General features: G+C 39.6%; 26 protein-coding genes and 1 other RNA gene. 11 read left to right on the top strand and 16 right to left on the bottom strand.

Annotated elements, in window-relative coordinates:
- Positions 1 to 226 precede the first annotated feature (226 nt).
- Positions 227 to 3,268 (top strand): VIT domain-containing protein, encoded by a 3,042-nt coding sequence (locus B2107_RS14515; RefSeq protein ID WP_293956379.1) that lies wholly within the window; start codon positions 227 to 229, stop codon positions 3,266 to 3,268.
- Between the two features lie 138 nt (positions 3,269 to 3,406).
- Here B2107_RS14515 and B2107_RS14510 read toward each other — a convergent pair whose 3' ends face one another.
- From B2107_RS14510 to tgt, 3 genes are all read right to left on the bottom strand, one after another.
- Positions 3,407 to 4,318, bottom strand: coding sequence for a DMT family transporter (locus tag B2107_RS14510; RefSeq protein WP_293956378.1), 912 nt, complete (start codon positions 4,316 to 4,318; stop codon positions 3,407 to 3,409).
- A 96-nt stretch (positions 4,319 to 4,414) separates the two neighbouring features.
- Positions 4,415 to 5,491, bottom strand: coding sequence for an LptF/LptG family permease (locus B2107_RS14505; protein WP_293956519.1), 1,077 nt, complete (start codon positions 5,489 to 5,491; stop codon positions 4,415 to 4,417).
- Positions 5,492 to 5,519: 28 nt separating this feature from the next.
- Entirely contained in the window at positions 5,520 to 6,650 is a 1,131-nt protein-coding gene (tgt, locus tag B2107_RS14500) for a tRNA guanosine(34) transglycosylase Tgt (protein ID WP_293956377.1), read from the bottom strand.
- A 276-nt stretch (positions 6,651 to 6,926) separates the two neighbouring features.
- Between tgt and B2107_RS14495 the strand changes: the two genes are divergently transcribed.
- Together B2107_RS14495 and rsmG are read left to right on the top strand one after the other, a co-directional pair.
- On the top strand, positions 6,927 to 8,069 hold the full coding sequence (locus B2107_RS14495; protein ID WP_293956376.1) for a glycosyltransferase: 1,143 nt from the start codon (positions 6,927 to 6,929) through the stop codon (positions 8,067 to 8,069).
- Between the two features lie 22 nt (positions 8,070 to 8,091).
- Positions 8,092 to 8,727 carry a 16S rRNA (guanine(527)-N(7))-methyltransferase RsmG gene (gene rsmG / locus B2107_RS14490; protein WP_293956375.1) on the top strand — a complete coding sequence of 212 codons (636 nt, stop codon included), beginning with the start codon at positions 8,092 to 8,094 and terminating at the stop codon, positions 8,725 to 8,727.
- Here the strand turns inward: rsmG and B2107_RS14485 are convergent, their stop codons facing one another.
- Positions 8,728 to 9,318: a hypothetical protein gene (locus B2107_RS14485; RefSeq protein WP_293956374.1), complete on the bottom strand. Its 591-nt coding sequence runs from the start codon at positions 9,316 to 9,318 to the stop codon at positions 8,728 to 8,730.
- A gap of 86 nt (positions 9,319 to 9,404) precedes the next feature.
- Complete coding sequence (locus B2107_RS14480; protein WP_293956373.1) at positions 9,405 to 9,716, bottom strand: hypothetical protein; 312 nt, start codon at positions 9,714 to 9,716, stop codon at positions 9,405 to 9,407.
- A 128-nt stretch (positions 9,717 to 9,844) separates the two neighbouring features.
- Here B2107_RS14480 and dprA point away from each other — a divergent pair, with 128 nt between their 5' ends.
- The 5 genes from dprA (at position 9,845) to accD (ending at position 14,064) form a co-directional block, all read left to right on the top strand.
- The gene (gene dprA, locus B2107_RS14475) at positions 9,845 to 10,963 is read left to right on the top strand and encodes a DNA-processing protein DprA (protein WP_293956372.1); all 1,119 of its coding nucleotides are present in this window, start codon (positions 9,845 to 9,847) and stop codon (positions 10,961 to 10,963) included.
- Between the two features lie 109 nt (positions 10,964 to 11,072).
- A complete protein-coding gene (locus B2107_RS14470; RefSeq protein WP_293956371.1) occupies positions 11,073 to 12,578 on the top strand; it encodes an MFS transporter in 1,506 nt (501 codons plus the stop codon).
- Positions 12,571 to 12,798, top strand: coding sequence for a DUF6814 family protein (locus B2107_RS14465; protein ID WP_293956369.1), 228 nt, complete (start codon positions 12,571 to 12,573; stop codon positions 12,796 to 12,798). Before B2107_RS14470 ends, B2107_RS14465 begins: the two co-directional genes overlap by 8 nt.
- Before the next feature lie 105 nt (positions 12,799 to 12,903).
- An RNA gene (ffs, locus tag B2107_RS14460) (signal recognition particle sRNA small type) lies at positions 12,904 to 13,001 on the top strand.
- A gap of 220 nt (positions 13,002 to 13,221) precedes the next feature.
- Positions 13,222 to 14,064 carry an acetyl-CoA carboxylase, carboxyltransferase subunit beta gene (accD, locus tag B2107_RS14455; RefSeq protein WP_293956368.1) on the top strand — a complete coding sequence of 281 codons (843 nt, stop codon included), beginning with the start codon at positions 13,222 to 13,224 and terminating at the stop codon, positions 14,062 to 14,064.
- 89 nt (positions 14,065 to 14,153) lie between these two features.
- On the opposite strand, the gene B2107_RS14450 is transcribed toward accD, so the two are convergent.
- Positions 14,154 to 14,513: a hypothetical protein gene (locus B2107_RS14450; RefSeq protein ID WP_293956367.1), complete on the bottom strand. Its 360-nt coding sequence runs from the start codon at positions 14,511 to 14,513 to the stop codon at positions 14,154 to 14,156.
- A gap of 165 nt (positions 14,514 to 14,678) precedes the next feature.
- Between B2107_RS14450 and B2107_RS14445 the strand changes: the two genes are divergently transcribed.
- Entirely contained in the window at positions 14,679 to 15,014 is a 336-nt protein-coding gene (locus tag B2107_RS14445) for a MerR family transcriptional regulator (RefSeq protein ID WP_209578639.1), read from the top strand.
- A 169-nt stretch (positions 15,015 to 15,183) separates the two neighbouring features.
- On the opposite strand, the gene B2107_RS14440 is transcribed toward B2107_RS14445, so the two are convergent.
- The gene (locus tag B2107_RS14440) at positions 15,184 to 15,678 is read right to left on the bottom strand and encodes a metallophosphoesterase family protein (protein WP_293886085.1); all 495 of its coding nucleotides are present in this window, start codon (positions 15,676 to 15,678) and stop codon (positions 15,184 to 15,186) included.
- Positions 15,679 to 15,681: 3 nt separating this feature from the next.
- On the bottom strand, positions 15,682 to 16,389 hold the full coding sequence (locus B2107_RS14435) for a tRNA1(Val) (adenine(37)-N6)-methyltransferase (RefSeq protein ID WP_293886084.1): 708 nt from the start codon (positions 16,387 to 16,389) through the stop codon (positions 15,682 to 15,684).
- Positions 16,390 to 16,486: 97 nt separating this feature from the next.
- On the opposite strand from B2107_RS14435, the gene B2107_RS14430 reads away from it, so the two are divergent.
- Positions 16,487 to 17,641 carry a hypothetical protein gene (locus B2107_RS14430; RefSeq protein ID WP_293956366.1) on the top strand — a complete coding sequence of 385 codons (1,155 nt, stop codon included), beginning with the start codon at positions 16,487 to 16,489 and terminating at the stop codon, positions 17,639 to 17,641.
- A gap of 128 nt (positions 17,642 to 17,769) precedes the next feature.
- On the opposite strand, the gene mutS is transcribed toward B2107_RS14430, so the two are convergent.
- Complete coding sequence (gene mutS / locus B2107_RS14425; RefSeq protein ID WP_293956365.1) at positions 17,770 to 20,376, bottom strand: DNA mismatch repair protein MutS; 2,607 nt, start codon at positions 20,374 to 20,376, stop codon at positions 17,770 to 17,772.
- A gap of 137 nt (positions 20,377 to 20,513) precedes the next feature.
- Here mutS and mtgA point away from each other — a divergent pair, with 137 nt between their 5' ends.
- Positions 20,514 to 21,278: a monofunctional biosynthetic peptidoglycan transglycosylase gene (mtgA, locus tag B2107_RS14420; RefSeq protein WP_293956364.1), complete on the top strand. Its 765-nt coding sequence runs from the start codon at positions 20,514 to 20,516 to the stop codon at positions 21,276 to 21,278.
- A gap of 115 nt (positions 21,279 to 21,393) precedes the next feature.
- Here the strand turns inward: mtgA and B2107_RS14415 are convergent, their stop codons facing one another.
- From B2107_RS14415 to cyoE, 7 genes are read right to left on the bottom strand one after another with little or no spacing between them, the layout of a single operon-like run.
- Positions 21,394 to 21,849 (bottom strand): ABC transporter ATPase, encoded by a 456-nt coding sequence (locus tag B2107_RS14415; protein WP_293956363.1) that lies wholly within the window; start codon positions 21,847 to 21,849, stop codon positions 21,394 to 21,396.
- A gap of 26 nt (positions 21,850 to 21,875) precedes the next feature.
- Positions 21,876 to 22,421 carry a DUF420 domain-containing protein gene (locus B2107_RS14410; RefSeq protein WP_293956362.1) on the bottom strand — a complete coding sequence of 182 codons (546 nt, stop codon included), beginning with the start codon at positions 22,419 to 22,421 and terminating at the stop codon, positions 21,876 to 21,878.
- A gap of 7 nt (positions 22,422 to 22,428) precedes the next feature.
- Positions 22,429 to 23,157 carry an SCO family protein gene (locus B2107_RS14405; protein WP_293956361.1) on the bottom strand — a complete coding sequence of 243 codons (729 nt, stop codon included), beginning with the start codon at positions 23,155 to 23,157 and terminating at the stop codon, positions 22,429 to 22,431.
- A 9-nt stretch (positions 23,158 to 23,166) separates the two neighbouring features.
- Entirely contained in the window at positions 23,167 to 23,544 is a 378-nt protein-coding gene (locus tag B2107_RS14400; RefSeq protein WP_209578650.1) for a cytochrome C oxidase subunit IV family protein, read from the bottom strand.
- 27 nt (positions 23,545 to 23,571) lie between these two features.
- Positions 23,572 to 24,306 (bottom strand): cytochrome c oxidase subunit 3, encoded by a 735-nt coding sequence (locus B2107_RS14395; RefSeq protein WP_121125511.1) that lies wholly within the window; start codon positions 24,304 to 24,306, stop codon positions 23,572 to 23,574.
- A 9-nt stretch (positions 24,307 to 24,315) separates the two neighbouring features.
- Positions 24,316 to 24,897, bottom strand: coding sequence for a cytochrome c oxidase subunit 3 (locus B2107_RS14390; RefSeq protein WP_293956360.1), 582 nt, complete (start codon positions 24,895 to 24,897; stop codon positions 24,316 to 24,318).
- Complete coding sequence (gene cyoE, locus B2107_RS14385) at positions 24,897 to 25,802, bottom strand: heme o synthase (RefSeq protein ID WP_293956358.1); 906 nt, start codon at positions 25,800 to 25,802, stop codon at positions 24,897 to 24,899. The genes B2107_RS14390 and cyoE overlap by 1 nt, the downstream gene beginning before the upstream one ends.
- Positions 25,803 to 25,874 lie beyond the last annotated feature (72 nt).

Genomic DNA, 25,874 nt, shown 5'->3' with positions numbered 1-25,874 from the left:
ATGCTTGGCCGGCTGTCCGAATACTGCTGCAAACATAATGGCCAGATATTAGCCAATCATTAACATAAGTTTAAATAAACTACATCTATCGCAAAAATCACCCTATAAAAATTAAATACCCGCGGTTATGGAATTTTGAATTTTCCTGCATCACTAGAAAAATAAAAGCTAATTGAGCCGCGAACCATCGATGTATTCACGGACCTCACCTACTAAACATAGAAAGATGAAAAAGATCATAATTGCCCTTTTCATAATTTTGGTATTTTCCAATGTGAATACGAAATCTCAGATCAGAACTACACGCGAAATACCCCGTTTAAAAATTATAAACGACAATGGCCAGCAAAACAAGGTGATGTTGGCAGACCTCAAAGTAGATGTCGTCATCTTTGGAAATATCGCCAAAACGACAATGACAATGATCTTCGAAAATAAGACCAATCGCGATCTCGAGGGCGAACTGACATTCCCCATGCCGGAAGGCGTCTCCGTAAGCGGTTATGCCTTAGATATTAATGGGAAATTACGCCAGGCAGTTCCAGTCGATAAAAATAAAGGTACCGAAGTATTTGAAAGTATAGAAACACGTAGGGTCGATCCAGGACTATTGGAAAAAGTCGAAGGAAATAATTTCCGAACTCGGATTTACCCATTACCAGCGAATGGGAAACGAACCGTTCAGATCAGCTATTCGGAAAATCTGACAACGGCATCCGATCAGGCTCGTTACTATCATTTACCCTTAAACTATACGTCCCCCATTGAAAATTTCGTCTTGGATATTCATGTCTATCAGCATACACATAAGCCAGATTTCACAGAGAAACCAGATGGTTCTCTAGCATTCTCTCAACACAATAACAATTACACAGCTTCTTTACATCAACAACAGTTTAGATCCCAGCGAAATTTAGTCATTCAACTGCCAACAGACAACAGGGAAACATCAGGTCTATTTCAGGCAAATAATGACAATACCTTTTATTTTCTTGCCAATGCAAGCGTCAACTCCGTAAAACCTGCTCAGAAAAAATGGGGGCACAGCATTGGAATTATATGGGACCGTTCGCTCAGTAGTAAAAACAGAGATATCGAAAAGGAACTCGCGCTATTAGATCTCTTCTTTAAAGAAAACCCCAATATGACTGTTGATCTTGGCTTATTGGATATTCAATTTGTAAAAGGGCATACCTTTCAGGTAAGTCAAGGTAATTGGAATGATCTCAAAAACTACCTCAAAGGAATTGATTACGATGGCGGTACAGATTATAGCCAAATAAAGGCAGGTGTAATACAGGCCAGCGATTACCTGCTATTTAGCGATGGCCTTTCCACATTTGGTCAAAGTGAAATTAGCCTTGAAAATCCAGTCTATTGCATCACTTCATCCAATGGATCAGACTATGGTGTCCTAAAACAAATCGCCCAGAAACATATTGGAAAGATGATCAATTTAACCAATACTTCAGTAAATCAAGCGTACAATAATCTAAATACGATAAACCTCATCTATCTGGGGATAAAAGAAAAAAATGATTTTGAGGAAGTTTATCCTCAAAAAGGTACCCCAATACAAGACAATTTTTCTATCGCAGGCTTAGGGAAACACCCAGGAATGAAGCAGCTCACAGTACTTGTAGGAGATGGGCAACAAGCACCACAAGAGATTAGCATAGCACTGCAACCAGATCATGGCGAAATTGACCTACAACAGATCTGGGCGCAAAAGAAAATCGAAGCATTGGATCTTCAATACGACAACAATCGTGAGGACATAGAAACCTTGGGTAAACAATTCGGAATCGTGACGCGAAATACGAGCCTAATTGTACTGGAAACCGTAGAAGATTACATACGTTACGCAATAACACCTCCAGAAGAATTACTCCCGCAATTTAATGCACTCCAAAAAGAACATGCAATCGAACGTGAAGAGCGTGTAGCGAATCTCTTAGATAAGGCCGAAAATAGTGCAGAACAACTGCGCTCCTGGTGGAAAACCGATTTTCAGCAAAAAAAGAAATACCCACAGCGTAATAGATTGATTCCAATTCCCGAACTTGCCGTTGCTGAAGAAATCGCCAACGCAGCGGATCCTATTACACCTATTCCGTCGCGCCCTTCAGCCAGCCCCGTCGCGACAGCACGAGCCGAAGAATTCAGATCATCAGATGCCGCCAGTGAAAAAAGATTGTCGGTTGGCGGCAATTCAAGCACTGCCCATGCAGCAACCAGCGAACTGGCAATGGCGACCTTATCTGATGACGCTCTTCAGGAAACAGTTGTTGTTCAATCCTTAGAAGGACGTGTAGCTGGCATACAAACTGCCAACACCATCGCTAACATACGCGGAAAAATCAGCATCCCCGAAATCAAAGAAGACCAAGCCTATTTGCAGGACCTTATTCAATCCAAAGATCCCTACAAAAGCTATCTTCAACTTCGGAATCAGTACATGGGAACACCAACTTTCTATTTTGATGTTGCAAACTTCTTTTTCAAAAGAGGAGATCGAGACAAAGCCTTACTCATCTTAAGTGCACTCGCAGACTTACAAATTGAAAATGTAGATCTGTACAAAACCATCTCCTATAAGTTACGTGAATGGGGAGATTACGACAATGCACTATTCATTACAGCTAAGGTATTAAAATGGCGTCCTATGGATCCACAAAGTCACCGCGATTATGCCCTTGTCTTACAGGACAAAGGTATGTTCAAGGAAGCATTAGAACAATTATATGGGATTTTAACCCAGAGCTACTCCCCGGAAGCTGCCGACCGCGATGACGGTATTGAAGAAACATTGGTTATGGAAATCAATAATCTCATTAAGGCAAACAAATCGGCAGGCCCTACCCTAAGATTGGACAAAAAATTGATTGCAGACCTACCGGTTGACATTCGAGTTGTCATCAACTGGAATTCACAAAACACGGATATCGACCTTTGGGTAACGGATCCAAATCAAGAAAAATGCTTTTATAGTAATCCTGCCACAGCCATTGGAGGAAGGCTCAGCAATGACTTTACTGGCGGCTACGGTCCTGAACAATTTTTATTGAAAAAAGCATTGAAGGGAAAATACAAAATTGAAGTTGATTTCTTTAACGATGGTTCCCTGACCCTAGCAGGTCCAGCAGCCGTCATGGCTGAAATCTATACTTACTATAGCAGTGGAAAGCAGGAACGAAAAATTGTTACGATCTATCTGGACCGCAATAAAGAACGCAGTGTAGGGATTGGCGAGTTTTCATTTCAATAGATCAACAGCGACAGCAGATGATCAAAAGTCAAATAAACCTGTTGAAAATTGAATCTCCGAAACGATGCTGTAGAGTAACACGTATAAATCAAATAAGTCGGGTGCTGTCTAAAAAAGATTGGATAGCACCTGATTCAACTAATGCAATTTACGGATAACCAAATCTTTTTGTCTATTTTCCAATTTAGTCTTTACATAAGGGTAAGTGAATACCGCCCCCAAGACAATACAGGCTCCAAGATAAAAGCCACCGCTCATGGTCTCCTTCTGTCCAAAGATCAACATCGCCAAGAGAATACCATAAACGGGCTCCAGGTTTGTTGTCAGCGCAACAGTAAAGGCTGACAGCTCTTTCATGACGGCAACACCCATCACATAAGCAACAGCAGTACAAACCACCCCTAACAATAAAAGATAGATTAGATCTTGCTGTCCCAATCGCATTTCGGCATTAAAATCTCCTGTAAATAGCATCAATATGCTGATCCAAAAGCATGCCCCCATCATCTCATAAAACGTAATCAGTGTAGGACTAGATTTCTTAACCATCCGTGCATTGGCAATAGAAAATATACTCGCACAAAATGCACAGCCAAGCCCGGCCAAAAGACCAATAAGGTAATGTGTCTCAAAAGAGAAGATGGTATAAATACCGATAATGATGACCAAACCAACAACAATGTCCAACAGCGCAATGCGCTTTTTATTTATAATAGGTTCCAATATTGCCGTAAACAATGTCACCGAGGAAAGTGTTACTAACGTCACTGAAACTGTAGAAACTTTAATCGAATAGAAAAATAGTACCCAATGCAACCCGACAACCGCTCCAACCATAAAAAATTGGAGAAACTGTTTCCGCGAAACTACTATCGACTGCTTGGTTACCAAAAAATAGATCAACAGCGCGATAGACGCGATTGCAACACGATACCACACTAAATGAAGGGCAGATACGGAGATCAGACTCCCCAAAATCCCGGTAAATCCCCAAATAAGTATGGTTAAATGCAGAATTAGAATATTCCGATTTAATTGAAATTTAGTCATATTCTCTAGAATACATGTGTATAGAAATGATGAGCAATACCTACTATTCCCCTTTAAAAGGCAAGCTCATTGAAGTTATTGAAAACTGAACAAAAATTATTTCGGCGCTTTAATCGCCAAATATATTGCTACCAAAAAGAAAGTAACATTTGGAATCAATACGGCTATCAACGGTGGCAGTCCCCCTTTCAAAGAAAACATAGTTGCAAACTGTATAAAGACGATATAAGTAAAACTTAACGCGATACCGATACCCAGACTCAATCCTATACCCCCACGCACTTTCTTGGAGGACAGTGCCACACCCATCAAAGTCAGTACAAAAGCGGAAAATGGATACACATAACGCTTGTATTTCTCAAGCAATAAATCGTTCATCACCCCGGTACCACGGATTTCCTCTTTACGGATCCGAATATTTAATTCGTGTGTATCCATGGCGGTAAACATATTGTCACGTACCTCAAAATCCGAAGGTTTCATATCCAAGGTTGTGTCTTTAACAGTACCTTTATCCATGCGTTCATGTAGTCCATTGATAATACGATTGGTATACCCTTCGATCTTCCATTTTGTTGCCACCGAGTCCCAGGTAATACGGTCAGCCATCATTTTCTCCTTGAGGGTATCCCCTTTAAAAATTTCAAGTACAAAGCCGTATCCTGTTTTGGTTGTATTATCAAAATTGTCTATATACACATAGCTGTTTTTGTCCAATTGCATGTGAGTAGAAACCCTCGAATTATCCTTGGGTGGCTTTACATAGATATTTTCAAAATCAACCTTCATTTTATTCGTATTCGGAATAATAAAAATGTTGAATACCAAAGATATGGCAAATATCAGGGTTGCAGCGATCATGTAAGGACGAAGCAAACGGTTAAAGCTATACCCGGCGCTTAGAATTGGGACAATCTCAGTTTGGTCCGCCATCTTGGACGTAAAGAAAATTACCGCAATAAAATTGATCAATGGGCAAAGGAAGTTCAGATAAAAAGGAATGAACCCAGCATAATATTCAAAAATAATCTTATCTAGAGGAGCATGATACTTTAAAAAATCATCCAATCGTTCGGACACGTCGAAAACCACCATGACAACAGTAAATATGGCCATAGTGAATAAAAAAGTACTTAGATACTTTTTAATAATGTAACGATCGATTAACGACAGCATTTCCTTTAACTTGAACGAGTTACTCTTATAAACGTTGATCCAATATTTTCACCATTTTGTTTTTCCAATCGTAGAAAGTTCCATCAATGATTCGCTCCCTAGCCTGATTAACCAACCAAAGGTAAAAATGTAAATTATGCAAAGATGCAATTTGTGCTCCAAGAATTTCTTGCGATTTAATCAAATGTCGAAGATAAGCTTTTGAATAAAATTGATCTGCATGCAAATCGCTTTCCACTTCTATTGGCGAAAAATCATCTTTCCACTTCTCATTTTTGATATTGATAATCCCATTTTGTGTGAATAGCATACCATTTCTAGCGTTGCGGGTTGGCATGACACAATCGAACATATCCACCCCTAAGGCAATATTTTCAAGAATATTCACGGGCGTACCCACCCCCATAAGATAACGTGGCTTGTCATGCGGCAAGATATCGCAGACAACCTCGGTCATCGCGTACATTTCTTCCGCAGGCTCCCCTACCGACAATCCGCCAATCGCATTCCCATCACGATTAAATGAGGCAATAGTCTCCGCAGATTTTACTCTTAAATCTTTATAAACAGAACCTTGAACAATTGGAAATAAAGTTTGATCATAGCCATAAAGCGGATCCGTACTATCAAAACGATCTACACAACGTTTTAGCCAGCGATGTGTCATATCCAAAGAACGACGTGCATAATTATAATCACATGGATAAGGTGTACACTCATCAAATGCCATAATAATATCGGCACCGATAATACGTTGCGTATCCATGACATTTTCTGGTGTAAAGAGATGCTTTGATCCATCAATATGAGAACGAAAGGTAACCCCCTCTTCTTTAATCTTACGTACTTCCGTCAATGAATATACCTGATAACCACCCGAATCGGTCAAAATAGGACCATCCCAACCGTTAAACTTGTGCAATCCACCCGCTTTATTCAATACATTCAATCCTGGTCTTAAATACAAATGATAGGTATTACCCAAAATAATCTGCGCTTCAATATCATTCTTCAATTCATGTTGATGAATTGCTTTCACTGTACCTGCCGTACCAACAGGCATAAAAATAGGTGTTTGAATGGGACCGTGTGCAGTTTCGACAACACCTGCACGTGCTTTAGACAGCTTATCTTGTGCTTGTAGCGTAAATTTCATTAATATTTTTCCTCTGAGACTATTTCTATTTTAAAGGATGATCGACCATGAACATGGCATTATTGACTGTTGGACTAAAAACCATAAACCCTTATTTCCAACAACTTGCAGATTAAAAAAGCTTCGTAACTTTCTGTATTGCTGCCCAAGCCCGGATTCATCCCTAGAATACGTTGCAAAAATACTATAAAAAGATTTGCAAACAGGATGTTTCAAAAATAAATTATCATTTTTCAGCTGTAAAAAAGTTGTGGAAAGCACTTATCTTTGTGAGCTATGCTTGACCTTCACGTATTTTTGGCCAATCTCCCCTATATTGCTTTCGGAGTATTGGGCCTTTTTCTATGTATACAATTATACTACATCTTATTTGTATATAGTAAATTGAGCCGTTATCAAATTGAACCGATACAGGAAGGAACGGAATTCCCACCGCTATCTGTAATTATTTGTGCACACAATGAACAGGATAATATCGCCCAATTCCTCCCGGAGATAATGCATCAAGATTATCCTAATTTTGAAGTAATCGTTGTCAATGATTTTTCGACAGACAATACACCTTGGATATTGCATGAATTCGAAGCAAAATATCCCAATTTAAAAATTGTCGATATCAAAGAACATATCCGCCTAAAACATGGCAAGAAGTTCGCCGTAAGTATGGGTATCAAGGCTTCAAAACACGAGATACTGGTGTTTACCGATGCAGACTGTGCACCACAATCCAATCAATGGCTTAAAGAAGTCGCAGCTGCTTTCAGACCTGAAACAGAAATTGTACTCGGCTATTCCCCATATTTTAAGAAAAAAGGGGTATTAAATCTATTGATTCGATTTGAAACCAGTCATACGGCCATGAGCTATTTCTCCTATGCCCTGAAGGGGAATGCTTATATGGGGGTCGGTCGGAATATGGCTTACAAAAAAGATCTCTTCTTTCGAAACAAAGGGTTTGCAGCCCACATGCATATTAAATCGGGCGATGATGATCTATTTGTCAACCAAAATGCAAATCCGGTCAATGTCAACATCGTACTGTCGGCAGGATCCATTGTCTATTCCGAACCCAAAACGACTTGGAAAAGCTACTACAAACAAAAAGCAAGGCATTCAGGTGCATCTACTATTTATAAAAAACGTCATCAACGCATGCTGGGAACCCAGCTGCTATCCGCATTCCTGTTTTACATAGCAGTCATTGCGACCACAGTTGCTTTCCCAATGTACTGGTATGTGCCTTTGAGTGCCTACCTCCTTCGGCTTATTGCACAATGGATAATATTTAACAACATCTATAAAAAACTAGCAGTAAAGGAACTGATTTGGTGGTTGCCTTTGGTAGACTTCATCTACTATTTCTATATTTGCATCAATGGTATGTTCAGCAGAAAAAAGAAAAAAATAAGCTGGAAATAGTTCACATTTAAAACATCACACTTTGAATCCAACAGTCGATATCATCTATAATTATTTTCCAAAACTGACTGAAAGTCAGAAAGAGCAGTTTGCAAAGCTAGCCGATTTATATACGTTTTGGAATAGCCAAATCAATGTCATCTCGCGTAAAGATATTGATAGCCTCTACCTACATCATGTATTACACTCGCTGGGTATCGCCAAATTTGTCCAAGAGTTTACACCTGGAACACAAATTTTGGACGTGGGGACAGGAGGGGGCTTTCCGGGCATCCCAATGGCCATTATGTTTCCAGAAGTCAAATTCCACTTGGTCGATTCGATTGGCAAAAAAATAAAAGTCGTACGGGAAGTTGCAGCCGGATTAGGGCTTAATAATGTCGAAGCGGACCATATCCGTGCCGAACAGCTGGACGACAAATATGACTTTGTGCTATCAAGAGCGGTAACAAGACTCGCTGAATTTACACCTTGGATAAGAAACAAGTTTTCAAAAAAAGATAAAAACGGAATTCCCAATGGCATTCTTTATTTAAAAGGAGGCGATCTCACTGAAGAAATCAAAGAATCCAAACTTAAAGCAGAATTACATCCACTGTCAGATTACTTTAAAGAAGAGTTCTTCGATACAAAATATTTGGTCTATGTACCGATGTAGTTAAAGCTTGGCATTACCCATCGGAAACTGAAGCCGCTTATGGATTATGTCTACAGAATCGAGGTAGTTTCTTAAACACTGATGGATATAAGCGATCTTCTCATAACGATCATTCTCTCGAAGCCATTTTAAGGAAGGCTCATAGTATATCCTAAATTTGCGCAACGAATCTCCCGACAACTTACTATACTCCTGCGTTAGCGGATACCATTCTTCCCGGATCAGATCCTGATGGTATTCCTTTTCAAACTGACGCTGGAGCTTCCTTGAATTTCGTCCCTTCCGGCTAAATTTATTATAAAGCTTGTTTAGATTGACAGCAATCCCACCTCGATGGGGAAGGGTAACCATATTTTTCGTATCGCCCCAAAAAAAGATGGATTTATATTCCTCCTTTTTTTCACCCCATTTATCCCCTGCTGATTTGCGTTTGATCGAAACAGTATCCAAACGAAGCGTATCCCGTTTACTTCCTCTTTCCTCAATAGTATCCTGATCATAAGAAACTATTGGATAGGCAAAAATACCCTGCCGACAAAATGAAAAATAGAAACAAAAAAACAATAAAGATAGAAATGCGATCCGTACCATATTTACAATTGATTAACTAAAACTAATCAATTGTAAATAAAATTGAAAAGTCTTTAACCGCCTTTAACTATCTTTAACTAAAAAAGTTAATACCCTAACTCTCTTTTGATTTCAAGGCCAATGAGATTGACTTCCTCATCCATTCCGAACATAGGTAGTTCTGTCTCTGGATGCAATTTTAACCAGTTGGTATCATTATCTTTAATAATCTTGACGTATTCCGTGCCATCTTTAAAAATAACATATGTATCCTCTTCCTCAGGGAAGACAGAATAAACTATATCTCCCAATTCAATATCAAAAGGTTCTTTCATTTCCATCGTTAAAATATTTATTATTCGAACAAAGTTACCAATTCCTCTTCGCTCTTCCCAAAATAGACCGATATTTCCTACCATATTAAACCTGGTCCCTACCCCTCTTATCGATATTGCTTAATTGGAACAAAAAATACAGTGCTCCGAGCAATTCTAACAAAAAGTACAGCAGCTACTTATATTTTTCTTATCTTTAAACAAACCCAATTATGAAACTAATTTATCCCATAGCTTTGACGCAAATCAAGGGCATTGGCCCTCGAACGGCACGTAATATCATTGAACAAGGACATAGTCTAGCCGATGTGTTCACCTATTCAAAACGAGAATTGATGCAGCTTCCTGGAATACGGGAGTCAATCGCTGAAGCAATATACAACAAAAGTTATATGCCCGCCTGCGAAAAAGAACTTGCTTTTATCGACAAACACCAGATACAAGCCTTGTGGCTGGAAGACGAAAATTACCCAAACAGACTTCGCCAATGTGAAGATGCTCCGCTTGTTGTCTACTATAAGGGCAACCAGCCGCTAAACAGTTCGAAGATCATTAGTATTGTTGGTACTAGGCATGCAACCCACTATGGCCAGAAAATATGCGAAGATCTGCTGGACGCCATGAATGGATCCAAAGACACCTTGATTGTTAGCGGTCTTGCCTATGGTATAGATGCATTGGCACATCGCAATGCATTAAAGAACAATCTACCTACCATTGCCGTATTAGGACATGGCCTCGATCGAATTTATCCAGCATCTCATCGTGAGCTTGCCGCGAAAATGTTAGACCATGGCGGCTTACTGACAGAATTTACATCCAATACCTTACCCGAACGCGGTAACTTCCCTATGCGCAATCGAATTATAGCTGGAATCGCCGATGTCACCATTGTCGTGGAGGCAGCCAGTAAAGGGGGGGCTCTGATCACTGCAGAACTGGCCAACAGCTACAACCGTGATGTATGTGCTTTTCCAGGTTCCATTTATGAAAAAAGCTCCGAAGGCACCAACTACCTCATCAAAACCAACCGTGCTCATATGATTCGAGGACTTCAGGATCTTGAATACCTCATGAATTGGGAAATCACCAAAAAAACTGCTGCACCACAGCTTAGCCTCCCTTTAACACTGACGAAAGATCAGCAACTCCTGTTTACGCTCATTCAACAAAAGGGACAACTCGAATTAGATCACTTGATTGAACTTACAAAATGGCCGCAAAGCAAATTGGCACTAATCCTACTGGAACTCGAAATGCAATCATTCATTCATGCCCTGCCTGGCAAAAGATATAAAACCGTTGGAATGGTAGAAGCGCAGAAAAACTGATACACATTCCCAAAAAAGCCAAAGGCCGGTGCAATTCAACGCACATGTGAAGTAAAAAGAAGGACATGCTACTTTCAATAGTATAAACTAAACCAAAAACAAACAATTAATGAACGAAAACAACACAAAAAGTATCTGGAAAGTCATCGGCGCATCCTCCATGGGCACACTCATCGAATGGTATGACTTTTTTATCTTTGGGAGCCTATCGATCGTAATTTCTACCAAATTCTTCCCCGCGGAAAATCCAACAGCTGCTTTCCTTTCCACATTAGCCACATTTGCGGCTGGATTTGTCGTTCGCCCATTTGGGGCACTATTTTTTGGCCGACTGGGTGATATTATCGGTCGAAAATATACGTTTATGGTTACCTTAATGCTCATGGGCGGAGCAACATTTCTCATAGGCTGTATTCCAAGCTACGAAAGCATCGGATTTTGGGCACCCCTGCTCGTTTTGATCCTTCGCCTGTTACAAGGTCTTGCCCTCGGTGGAGAATATGGCGGCGCAGCCACCTACGTGGCCGAGCATGCGCCTATAGGGCAACGAGGATACTGGACCTCCTGGATACAGACAACGGCGACATTTGGCCTATTTATATCACTAGTCGTCATCCTACTGACCAAAAGCTTACTCACCGAATCACAATTTGACATCTGGGGTTGGCGGGTTCCTTTCTTACTCTCTTTAGTTATGGTGTATGTCTCCTACCTGATTCGTAAAAAAATGAAGGAATCACCCGAATTTAGCAAAGCTAAAGCAGAAGGTAAAACAAGTACAAATCCTTTAAAAGAAAGTTTCGGCAACCGATATAATCTCAAATTTGTGCTGCTCGCACTATTTGGTGCCGCCATGGGTCAAGGTGTTGTTTGGTACACCGGACAGTTCTATTCCATGAGTTTCATGAAAACAGTGATGCACCTACAATCGGATCAGGCAGATACCATTCTTGGGATAGCCCTACTTTTAGGGACACCATTTTTTGTCGTATTTGGATGGCTCAGTGACAAAATTGGACGAAAGTGGATTATGCTAGGCGGTATGTTACTCGCTGTATTGACCTATCGCCCAATCTATGAATCGATGTACCAACTTTCCAATGCAGCGCACAAAGTCAAACTGAATGAAACAGTCGAAAGTCCTACGGTTACAGAAAAGACAGAAATAAAATCAGTTGTCAAAACACAATATGACGACGGAACCGAAATCACCCGCGCTAAAACAATACACCAATCAGGCAAACTAAAAGGCCAGCAAACAGTCACAACAACTGTTCATATTGCCAACTGGAACTATATCTACCTCATTCTCCTCATCTTTATTCAGGTGATTTATATTACCATGGTATATGGACCCATTGCAGCCTTTCTCGTCGAACTGTTCCCGGTAAAGATCCGCTACACATCCATGTCTTTGCCTTACCATGTTGGAAACGGAATATTCGGTGGACTCCTACCCGCCGTATCCACCTACTTAACTACCAAAGCCGAAGTAGCTCAGACACCACAATTTTATCTGGCGGGACTATGGTATCCGATTATTATCGCAATGGTATGTTTTATCATCGGCAGTATTTATATCAATAACAAATCAACTCCCACTAATCATGAATAGTATCAAAAAATTACTTGGCATACTCTGGATTACTTTAGCGCTATTTACCGCTTATTTTTCCGTTTTTGAACTGGCACTGCCAAAGATTTCCACTGGTCACCAGGAAGATGTCGTATTTGGAATCATTATCCTAGGTATCTTGACACCGATTATCTCCATTGGACTTGGCCTATTTGGGTATTATTCCCTATTGGGAGAATATGATCAAAACAAAATGTAAGTGTTTTTCATCACTTCAAACAAATTATCACCATGATAATCAATCGCATAAGATAAAATAGCATTTTTTCTTTCGTAAAACTGTTTTTTTTTCTACTTTTGTGACGGGTAAGTCTTCTACGACCAGCTCCCATTGACTCCCCCAGGTTGGGAACAAAGCAAGGGTATTTGGTTGAGCGGTGCGATAGGAGTAGCTTACCCTTTTTTTGTGCCCTAATTTTTGGCTGACTTTCCACTTCACAATTAATTTCAATCTAATAATCAGCTCAATGTCTTATAGATCCCAATGCTGGCCCCTGTCCAAGTAGTAATAGAAAGCCTGTTAGACAAGGCGTTTTCATCGCTTGGCCTATACATTCAACATAATTATAATTGTATATAAACTCAAATTTATATAAGTTTGTAATCGAATAAGAACTATCGTATGAGTTGGTTTAAAAGAGAAAAAGCTGGTATTAGCACAGCTACCGCTAATAAAAAAGAAGCACCTGATGGCATGTGGAACAAATGTCCCACTTGCAAAAAGCCATTATTGCATCTTGAACAAGTAGAAAATGACTATGTTTGTCAATATTGTGGCCACCATTTAAGAATCGGCTCCAAAGAATATTTTTCAATTTTATTTGACAATAACGAATTTACCGAGCTATTTCCCAATCTCAGTTCTGGTGATCCATTAAAATTTTTCGATTCAAAGCCATACCCTGAACGTTTAAAAGAAAGCCAAGCCAAAACAGGCCTTAAAGATGCTTTACGTTCTGGCCATGGAAAAATGAATGGTCAAGACATCGTTATTGCTTGTATGGACTTTAGTTTCATCGGCGGATCAATGGGATCTGTCGTTGGTGAAAAAATCGCGCGTTCGATAGATTACTGTATTGAGCATAAAATTCCATTTATGCTAATCTCAAAATCAGGTGGTGCACGCATGATGGAAGCTGCATTTTCATTGATGCAAATGGCTAAAACTTCGGCTAAATTAGCATTATTGGCAAAGGCAGGACTTCCTTACGTTTGTTTATTGACAGACCCTACCACAGGAGGAGTTACAGCATCTTACGCAATGTTAGGTGATGTGAATATCGCAGAACCGGGAGCATTAATCGGATTTGCAGGACCACGTGTCATTAAAGAAACAATTAAAAAGGATCTTCCAAAAGGATTCCAGACTTCAGAATTCGTTCTTGAGCATGGATTTTTGGATTTTATTGTCGACCGTAGACAGTTAAAAAACAAAGTAGCTACTTATCTTAAATTAGTCGGATAATTAATCCTCCAAAAGATAAAACAGAAAGCGGTACCAAAACTATTTTTGATACCGCTTTTCTCTTTTTAAACACGATCAAATAGGCCTACCTAAAGATATTGCCAAAATGCCCATAGCCTTCTCCCGGTCAAATAGTCCGGTTCACCTTCCTTATCATACGCTTCCCGCTCAAAAGAAATATGCAGATAAGCGCCATGAAAATCTTTCAATTGAATAAAGCGAAAGACAAATTCAATAAGATACCATACATAAAAGAAGAGAATACCCAATTCAAGCGCTTGACGCAAATGTATACGTTCATGACGGATCAGATTCTCGTTGCATTTGAAAGAAGTGCTTTTTAAAAAGATAAAGGGATAAATAGTAATTGCATTCGCTCTCCCAAAAGAAAATAAATTTGTCCAAAATTTGCTAACGATAACCATACCTAATACTTTAACCCTTTTCACACGAATCAAACTTATAAAAATTTACGCTTACCCACAATAATTAGCGATTACATATAGATTAGATTACTTTGTTCGCTTTCATTGAGTCACTACATAAGATGATCTCAAAAATTTCTTTTTGAATAGGAATTTTTATTAAGTTTGCTATAGATTAATTGTGAAGATATGCCGTACAAAGAGCGTGAAATAAATAAATTGTATTATACTATGGGAGAAGTTACAGAGATGTTCGAAGTAAACGCCTCCCAAATACGTTTTTATGAGCGTGAGTTTGATATTTTACAACCTAAAAAGAATAAAAAAGGTAATCGCCTTTTTACGCAGGAAGATATTGCCAATTTAAAAATTATTTTCAATCTGGTTAAAAACAAAGGTTATACGCTTCAAGGAGCACGCGATTATCTGCGAGACAACAAATCAGAAGCAAAAGAAAACCAGCGCGTTATCGACTCACTTGAACGTCTAAAGAGCTTTCTTGTTGAAGTTCGTGATTCATTATAACAACCCTATTTACTGCAGAAATCCTCTTGTTGAACAGAGGTCCCCAAGAGCATACGTAGCAACACTGTCTATAGAACAAAGACGATGCATCTATTTTTCAAAACGTGACATACCAAGATAAATAGACCACGGTGGATCTTCTGCTGGAAACAAATGGTAGCCGCTTTGTCTAACGCCCATTCAGCTCAATTACCTCAAGATTTTCAATTTTATCCGCATGAATGTCAAATCGCATCAATGTGCGCACTTTATGCCAGCCGTGCTTTCCTGCTGCCCCAGGATTGAGGTGAAGGCATTGTATTTTGGGATCGAACATCACCTTTAAAATGTGTGAGTGTCCTGTGATAAATAACTTTGGAGGATTTTTCATTAATTCCCCCTTAACACGCGCAGCATATTTCCCTGGATAGCCACCAATATGCGTCATAAAAACGTCTACTTCCTCACATCTAAATCTCAAATCTTCGGGAAATTGCAGACGAATATCCTGGCCATCAATATTTCCATACACGCCGCGTAATGGTTTAAAAGAAGCCAGCCGGTCTGCAATAACACCTTCACCAAAATCTCCGACATGCCAGATCTCGTCGCAGGCTGCAAAATGAGTAAATACCGCTTCGTCTAGAAAAGAATGTGTATCCGAAAGTAATCCGATTTTTGTCATAACCTAAAAAGCTAAAAAATAAGGGGCCAATACGCTGCGATAAGCTGCTGAATAAATACCCTTCCCTGCGTATATAACAAACTCACGTACAGCAACCGATTCGACAGGCTTCCGTTCAAATGTAATGATCTTACGGATGACGGATCCACCTTCAAAAGAACTTATCTGAACTTCAGCACAACAATAAAGAGCGTGCTCTGCTGAAATCTTCATCAGTATATCTGCCAAAGCAGTAGGAACGATCAGAATTAATTTCCCCTGATTCGATAAGCGTAAAGAAGCGAAATCCAATAATTCAGCAAAAAAATCCAGGTCAGCATGCCGCGCGAGCTTCTTTCGATCGTCAGGATTATGGAGTGAATCGGTATAAAATGGTGGATTCGAAACAATCAAATCATAAGGCTCTGCCATTTCCATACGCTGAAAGGCACAGGCGTGAAGCTTAAGCCGTTCACAAAAAACGGAATGACGAAAATTTTTATCTGCCATCGCAGCAGCTAAAGAGTCCATCTCGACAGCCTCTACCCAACTGTGCGCAAACCGTTGAGCCAACATCAATGCAATGACTCCCGTTCCTGTACCGATATCCAGAATTCGACCTAAAGTCCCCGCTTCCAACAATGAAGCCAATAATACGCCGTCTGTGTTAATCTTCATTGCACAATCAGACTGATCAACCTCAAATTCTTTAAATCGAAATATCGACGCCATAGACCAAAGATAAAACTTTTAAAGCCGTTGGCGCAAACAAACGAATATATCCTGCGATTTATTTACTAATTTAGTCTGCAATAAATCTAGATAAACCATGAGTATCCGCCAGCTTGCTTTTTTCATGTTGATCATCAGTAGCATCCTTTCCACCACACGCGTGCATGCACAGGAAAATTGTGAACGATATACGGTTGAAACCCTTCCTTTGTTGACAAAAGCCTTAAACAACAATGAATTTGAAAAAATTGTCCCCTTACTGAACACTATACAAGCAAGCTGCGGCATCAACGAATATATACAAAGACTACGCATCCTAATACTCATTATTGAAAAGAAAAATAGCACGACAGCGATCGACCTATACTGGAACAATCAATTTGATAAGAGCCTGCTCCAGAGGCTCGATGCAGCAGATCAAGAAGATTTTACTACCCAATATGAGCAAAATAAAGCAAAATTCCATTTCTATCCATTACGCCATCCACTAGATAACCTTATCAAATTAAGAGCAAAAGCACTACTTGCATCTGATAATTATACATTAAGCGGCCAGGAAACAAATATCCTTCATCTCTTTGCCGATACACAAATTGAAGAAATTCCAGACAAACAAGCCAATACACAAAGTGATGAACAACGATTTCCAACCCCTAAAGGATATAAAGACCGGCATAAGGCCAAACTAGGCTATGTACCTTCCATTGGCGTGATGAGCCCGCTAGGAGGAGGCAACAAAGTGTTCGGTACAAACGTAACGCTCGGATTTATGCTGATGAGCTCGCTGGAAAGGAAATTGATCTTTGAAGGAGGTTTAAAGGTACGCATCAACGCAAACGATCGCAATATCGACTATAATTATGATGGATCAGAAGTAGCAGTCAATTCATCAGCGACCGCTTTTATGGGAGGTGCTGTAGGCTATAAAGTTTTTGACAACGACAAATTCATCCTGATTCCAAAAGCCATACTAGGTATTGATATCACAGATACCGGCATTACAGAGAATACGTATTCTTCAGGCTATTATGATCCGGATGGTTATTATTATGATGGTGGATACACAGAAAATATGGTTACCATCAACAATATTCACCTCGGACTTGGTCTTTCCTCACTATTTCGCATGAAAAACCAAAAATACATCGGCTTCGAACTAGGCTATCATTACGCACCGTATGACGCAAGTAGCAAAGTACTGAGCCCCATCCAAGCCAACTACGGAAGCTTAGCATTATGCTTTAGATTTTAAGAAAATGTCGGTAATCCAAAATGAATAAGTCAGTATATGCTTGTAAAACCAAGATAGCACGCTACTGTGCTATTCCAATCGAAAAATAAGCCCTATTTTAAGCATTACTCAGAGTATGATAAGGAAGATTAATGCTTTAGCAACCGCTGAATTTCATCCAGTTTCATCAATGCTTCGACCGGAGTCAGCGAGTTAACATCCAAATTATTCAACATATCCCTAATCTTGTTTAGGACAGGATCATCAATCGAAAACATCTGTAACTGATAAGCCTGTTTCTGGATCTTACGCATACTATCCTTAATCTGCTCTCCACCAGTACGCTCCTGCTCCAACCTCTTTAAAATCTGGTTAGCGCGATTGAGCAATTTTTGCGGCATCCCTGCCAACTTGGCTACATGTATACCAAAACTATGTTCTGAACCTCCCGGCACAAGTTTCCGCAAGAAAATAACTTTATTATTGACCTCCTTTACGGTGACGTTATAGTTCTTGATACGATCCAAAGAAGTTGTCAGTTCATTCAATTCATGGTAGTGAGTCGCAAATAGTGTTTTTGCTTTGGCAGACGGGTGATTATGCAAAAATTCCGCAATGGCCCAAGCAATAGAAATTCCATCATATGTACTTGTACCACGGCCAATTTCGTCCAAAAGAATAAGACTGCGGTCCGATAGATTGTTCATGATACTCGCAGTTTCGTTCATCTCGACCATGAAAGTAGATTCTCCAGAAGAAAGATTATCCGATGCTCCGACACGAGTAAAAATTTTGTCAACCAATCCAATTTTAGCCTCTTTGGCAGGAACAAAACAGCCTATTTGTGCCATGAGTACAATCAATCCGGTCTGACGAAGCAGTGCTGATTTACCCGCCATATTAGGCCCCGTAATGATAATTATCTGTTGTGTCTTCGGATCTAAAAACGTATCATTCGTGATATAATCTTCGCCCACCGGTAGATTTTTTTCGATGACAGGGTGTCTTCCACCTTTTATATCTAAAATCTTGCTCTCACTAACTTCTGGTTTCACATAATAATTCTTCTCCGCCACAACAGCAAAGTTGAGTAGTACATCCAGCTTAGCAATCAACTGTGCGTCCAGCTGAATAGGTTTAATGTATTCGGCGATCGAAATCAACAGCTCAGCATACAACCTACTCTCTAAAGCCTGAATCTTTTCTTCGGCTCCAAGAATCTGTTCTTCATATTCTTTAAGTTCCTCCGTAATATAACGCTCAGCATTGACCAAGGTCTGCTTACGTATCCAAGTAGTTGGAACTTTGTCTTTATGTGTATTAGTAACCTCCAGGTAATAGCCGAACACATTGTTAAACGCAATTTTTAAGGAAGGAATACCCGTGATTTCAGCTTCCCTTTTTTGGATTTCCAGCAAATAATCCTTTCCTCCAAAGGCAATTTTACGCAATCGATCCAGTTCCGCATCAACCCCATCCGCAATTACACTTCCTTTATTGATGGCAACAGGTGGTTCTGCCTGAATCTGCAGCTCAATTTGCTCACGGATAGCAGTACAGGCATCCAATTGTCCCGAAATCGTACGCAGTGCATTTGCATCTTTGCGATCTGTAAGTTCTTTCAATTTCTCTATAGCAAATAACGCACGCTTCAACTGCACGATTTCCCTGGGATTCGCTTTCTGAAGCCCGATCTTTGAGATTAAGCGTTCCAGATCGCCTACTTGTTTGATCTGGCCAATCAATTCATCCCTTAGATCGCGGTTAGCGAAAAAGAAATCCACAACATTCAATCGCTCCTGAATACTCTTTTTATCTTTCAAGGGCATTACAATCCAGCGCTTAAGCAAGCGCGCTCCCATTGGACTAGATGTATGATCCAATACATCCGATAACGTGACTGCATTTTCATTCATCGAGCCGATTAATTCCAGATTGCGAATCGTAAAACGGTCCAGCCACATGTAACGGTCTTCTTCGATGCGGGCAAGCGTAGAGATATGCTGCAAGTTACGGTGCTCGGTTTCATTGAGGTAATGTAAAGCCACACCAGCGGCGACAATACCCGTAGACATACGGTCAACTCCAAATCCTTTCATCGATGAAACTTCAAAATGTTTCAATAATGTTTCAGTGGCATAGTCGCCCGTGTAAGGCCATTCATCTAGAAAATAGGTGTAATACTGAGTTCCAAATTGCTCGATAAAATCCTTGCTCTGTTTTTTGGAGAGAATAATTTCTGTCGGTTTAAACCCTTGAAGCAATTTATCGATATAAGCGACGCTTCCCTGAGCAACTAAGAATTCACCTGTTGAAATATCCAGAAAAGAAATTCCAATCCGTTCTTTTTCGATAAAAATTGATGCCAAGTAATTATTGGACTTCTGTTGAACAATATTGTCATTGTAAGAAACACCAGGGGTGACCAGCTCTGTCACGCCACGCTTAACTATTGTTTTCGTAGCTTTCGGATCCTCCAGTTGATCGCAAATAGCCACCCTTTGACCAGCACGCACCAGTTTCGGAAGATAAGTTTCCAACGAATGATGCGGAAAACCAGCCAATGCCGTTTCCGATTCCGAGCCATTTCCACGCTTCGTCAAAACAATACCCAAAATCTGAGCAGCCTTAATTGCATCCTCACCAAATGTCTCGTAAAAATCGCCAACACGGAACAACAACAACGCTCCAGGATACTTAATCTTGATCGCATTGTACTGTTGCATCAATGGGGTTACTTTCTTTTCTTTTGCCAACTTTTAAACTCAATTTTTATGAAGCGTAAAAATAGGATAATAACATCGCTTTGGCAAACGATACACTCAACTTCTCAATAAAATCATTTCCATTAAACAAGAATATAAGCTAAGTTTGTAAGCGAAAAAAATTAGTCATGGCCATCAAAAGAACTGGTAAACAAAATACGTCCAGCACACAAAAAAACACCTTCAAAAAGAATTCATTTAACCCGTTGAAGTCAATAAAGTCGCCCATACTACGTATTCTCACACGAGTAATTCTCTATTTTATCGGTATTACACTGTTTTGGGTCATTAGCTTACGTTTTATCAACCCTCCAATTACTTGGCTGATGATTCAACGCGGATTCGAACTGAAAGAACAAGGAAAAGGCTTCAAATTGGAAAAAAATTGGTTGGATTACGATGAGCTGTCCGATAACCTCAAGTTAGCCGCTATTGCAGGAGAAGATGCCCATTTTATGACCCACTGGGGTTTTGACTTAAAGGGAATTCAAAATGCCATTAAAAAAAATGCACAAGGCAAAAAACTGCGTGGAGGAAGTACCATTAGCCAGCAGGTAGCTAAAAATGTATTTCTATGGCCAGGAAGATCTTGGTTGAGAAAAGGATTCGAAACCTACTTCACCGTACTTATTGAGACCTTTTGGAGTAAGAAAAGAATTCTTGAAGTTTATCTTAATGTAATTGAAATGGGACAAGGGGTTTATGGTGCTGACGCCGCGGCAGCATATTACTTTAGCAAGACCGGGAGCAATCTTTCCAAAAAGCAAGCTGCCCTAATCATAGCGATATTGCCAAATCCCAGAGAATGGGATGCACGCAACCCTTCCACTTATGTCAATAGACGTGCAAACGCAATTGCAAAATACATGCACCATTATACCATTCCTGAGTAAGCGGAGAAACATTACTCTGGCGAAGGCCATGAATGTCACAAAAAATAGGCAGTTTTTTAAACAACTAAAGGCCATAGTTCAGTACTATGGCCTTTAGTTGTGATTATAATATGAATTATTTGAAAAGTCGCTTGTGCCAACTCCTGTGGAAAGGTACGGCCCAGGCATTTTCCATTTGATGCTCCTGCGTAATCGTATTATCAAATACTAATGTATCATCATTGATGATACCATCATTCAATAACTTTTCAAATCCATCACGGCTCACTACAGCGATCCCATGCTCCGACTTGTAGGCGAACTGCATACGGTCGAATAACTGAATATTATAGTTGGATTCAATACCTTTTAAAAAGCGCACCGAACTGTCGATCGAGCAACCAGACGCAGCGGCAAATTCTTCGTCTACTTTAAGAATCACAAAAAGTCCATCACGCAATTCCGCAGAAGCCGAAAGCGGCTTTCCATGTACTTTCCACTGTTCGGCAAAAGCCATCAACTCAGCCGAAATCTGCGCGCTTTCCTCTTGCGACAAGATGCGATCAGCCTGATAAATCCAAATACGTTTCATAAATAAAACTCCCTTCCTTGCTTAAATTAACCAATATAATAAGGAGAAATCATCCAATAAACAATTACTCCTGTAATAGCAACATATAACCACATGGGATAAGTAATACGAGCTAATTTCTTATGTCGTTCATAAGATCCCGATATACCGCGTACAAATGTAAAAAGTACAAAAGGAATAATGATAATAGAAAGCAGGATATGCGTGATCAGGATGAAAAAATAGATCGGTCTCCAAATGCCCTCACCCCCATACTTTGTTTCGATCGAAGTCATGTGATAAGCAACATACATCGCCAAAAACGCCAAAGAGCAAGCGATACAACATTTGATCAGACGTTCATGCAACGACTTATTACCCCTTTTAATTGCAGCTACAGCCCAAAAAAGCAATACAGCAGTAATGCCATTGATCGTAGCATAGATCGGAGGTAAAAATGTAAGCGGCTTCACATTATAACCCAATTTCTGCAAATTCACTGTAAAAAGGATAGCGACTACTATTGGAATTACAATAGATAGTAGCCAAATCCACTTACTATACTTTTTCTCTGTGTTGAGACTTTCTTCCATAATATAATTACCTCTTTTGTTCTATTGTAGCTGGATGGTTTCGGATTTCCTCGACCAATAATAATTTAATTTCATCCTCAAGACGATCAACATCAGTCTTCACATTGATATCGTATATTCCTCTTATTCTGCCTTTGGTATCGAGTAACAGATAATTTGATCCGATAATAAATGGCTTGCTCCCCTCAGGGTTGGCCATCGCATCCTGTAAAAGACTTTCTTTCGCAAATTTAAAGATATCCACAGAAGGCTTCGTCACAAAAAACCAAGATTTGGTCCAGGGCTTGTAAACTTTTGCATATTTTGCCAATACCGCCGGTGTATCATAAGTAGTATCAACGGAAATCGAATACAACTTAACCTTCTTATTCTGAATAAATCGATTAGCAATCTGATCAAGTCGCTTAATCATCGTTCTCGATAACGAAGCATCCCTAGAATACATCAGATGTACCACAGAAAGCGTCGTGTCATTATCCAATAGATGTACCTTTTTACCATCGTAATTAACAAAATCAACCGAGGGTACGGTATGATAAATTGTGTCAACAATGTCCCTACCCCATTTCCGATGCGTAGTGCCGGGCACTTCCTTCTTTCCAAAAATTGGCAAAGAAGCATAGGTGTTCGAACCGCTTTTATTCAGTACAAAATATAAAAATCCTGGCAGTAAAAGAATTACGGCCAGGATCAATATAGTTTTAATACCTTTCTTTTGTCCAGTATTATTATTCATTCACTTTATCTATTTATTGGGAAATAATTGATGTTCTTGAAAAACGGAAGCCAAATGCCCCCCTTCCACAAGCATCAAAACAATAAAATAAATAATAAAAATAAAGACAATTCCAACGGTAACGATAAAGCTCGATTTTTCGAATTTTAAGTGCATAAAGAATGCAACGATATAATAAGCTTTAACCAAAGTAAGTACAATGTAAATGGTATTTACCAATGCACCCTTCGCTAAGATTTGCCAATGGTGCACAAAGCCCAATGCAATTAAGAACTCTAGACAAGTAAGCGCTAAAAGCACGCCAAATACTCTCCAAATGGCTTTTTTATCCATCCCACCTTCGTGAGCATGCTCTCCATGAGCGATATTATCTTGATATTGTGACATAGCTATCTAAAATTATTTATTGCGTAATTAGATTAAGTAGAAGAATGTAAAAACAAATACCCATACTAAATCCACAAAGTGCCAATACAAACCTACTTTTTCGATCATTAGGTAAGAACCGCGGTTTTCAAATGTATTATTTAATGTCATACATAACACGATGATATTTAAAATAATACCTACTGTAACGTGAAATCCGTGGAAACCAGTAATTGTAAAGAACAAGTTAGCAAATTGTAACGCGGAAGTATAGGAAATATCGTGTGTGAAATAAGGTAATAATGCTGTTTTGATAGCATCACCTTCCAATCCAGTTGCTGGATTTTTACCAAACCAAAAACCCATGTGGTGCAAGTGAGTCCACTCAATAGCCTGACAACCAACGAAACAGATACCACCCAAAATAGTCCACAACATCCATTTAACTACCTCATTCTTTTGGTTACGGTGGCCTGCCTCAACAGCCAACACCATCGTCACCGAAGACATAATTAAAATGAAGGTCATCAAACCGACGAATACCAATGGCTGACCATGCTCCGCAATTCCAGGGATAGATTGGAAGATCTTATCTGGATCAGGCCAGGTTGGATGAGAAAAGCGTTGCGCGCCATAATAAACCAAAAATGCAGAAAATGTGAAGGCATCCCCTACCAAGAAAAACCACATCATGATTTTTCCATACTCTAAGTTCCAAGGTGATTTTCCACCATTCCATGGACCAGTTTTTACCTTATCCAATTGCGATACTGTTGTACTCATTGTTTACTATTATTGATTCAAAAGTAAGAAAACATATATATAAATCCATAAAAGATCGAGAAAATGCCAAAAAATACTGGCAAGATCCATGCGGAAAAGATTGCCGTCTTTAGGAAGTTTGTTAATTCCTATAATCGCGCCAATCAAAACGATCAAACCCGCAATAATATGCGCCAAGTGCATCCATATAAAAACATATACAAACGATTGCGATGCATTGTTATTCACAAAATAAACACCCCTATCGATCAATACATTCCAAGCATGAACTTGCAAGGCAAAAAATACGACTCCCAAAATAAAAGTTGCTATCAAAAACAACCGCTGTTTGGAACGCTCACCATTTTTAGCCGATCTATGCGCTAAAAACATGGTCAGACTACTCACCACAATCACCAGTGTACTATACAAAAGTGCGTTAGGCAACAAGGTCTTAATGCCTTTGTCCACACCACTCGCTGTATATACTATGAAACCACTGGATAACGCGGCAAACATCATGAACATACCCAACATACCCAACCATAGGTTGAACTTTTGGGCTTTTCTCTGTACTAACTTCTCGTCAGTTTGTGCTTGTATATCTAACATTATTTCAACGGAATAAAGTTAAGCAATAATACGAGTTGTGTCACAGGTAGATAGATAAATGAGGTAAACATCACTTTCTTCGCCGAAGGAATATCACAATTCTTAAACAGCAAATAACCATAATAACCAAACATCAATCCACCAATTACCGATACAACCGTAAACCAAATCCCACCAAAGCCAAAATGATACGGTATAAAACCTGCTGGTATCATAAACAATCCTGTTAAAAATACCATAAAGGCAGATATCTTATCACGTTTTGTCGTCGGTAATAAGCGAAAGCCCGCTAATTTATAGTCGTCATCCACCACCCAGGCTATTGCCCAAAAATGCGGAAACTGCCATAAAAACTGAATAGCAAACAATACAAAAGGAATAATAATAATGGCCTCTTCGTTATGTCCACTATAGTAGGCTAAATCATCTTGCGAAAAGGCTGCATAATATCCTATCAACGGAGGAAATGCACCCGGAAACGCACCGACAAACACTGCTATTGGCGATTTTCTTTTTAGAGGTGTATAGATAAACGCGTAAAGAAGAATACAGAATACAGATAGCAAACCCGCTACGAAATTCAATCGAACAAGTACCAGGGTCCCTAATATGCCCATAAAGACACTCAATACCAAAGCTTGTCCAGTTGTCATCCGGCCAGACGGCAAGGGTCTGTCTTCCGTACGTTTCATCAGTTTATCCAAATCTTTTTCAATAATCTCGTTAAAACCATTGGCAGACCCTGTTACCAGAAAACCACCTAACGTCAACAATAACCAGTTGATCCAGACGATATCACCCTGTTGTTTTGATCCGATCAAAAAAGCAATTGAGGCAGAAAATACCACCGTCAACGTAAGTCGCAACTTAACAAGCTTTTTAAAATCTGAAATAAATTCTTTCATAACTAAAAGAGACCTCCTACTATCAGTGTAATTAAACACGTCATTTTAAACATAAACATCCCGATTGCAGTA

The organism is Sphingobacterium sp. UBA7855 (assembly GCA_002500745.1).
Lineage (GTDB): Bacteria > Bacteroidota > Bacteroidia > Sphingobacteriales > Sphingobacteriaceae > Sphingobacterium.
This window is presented reverse-complemented; position numbering and strand designations above follow the sequence as displayed.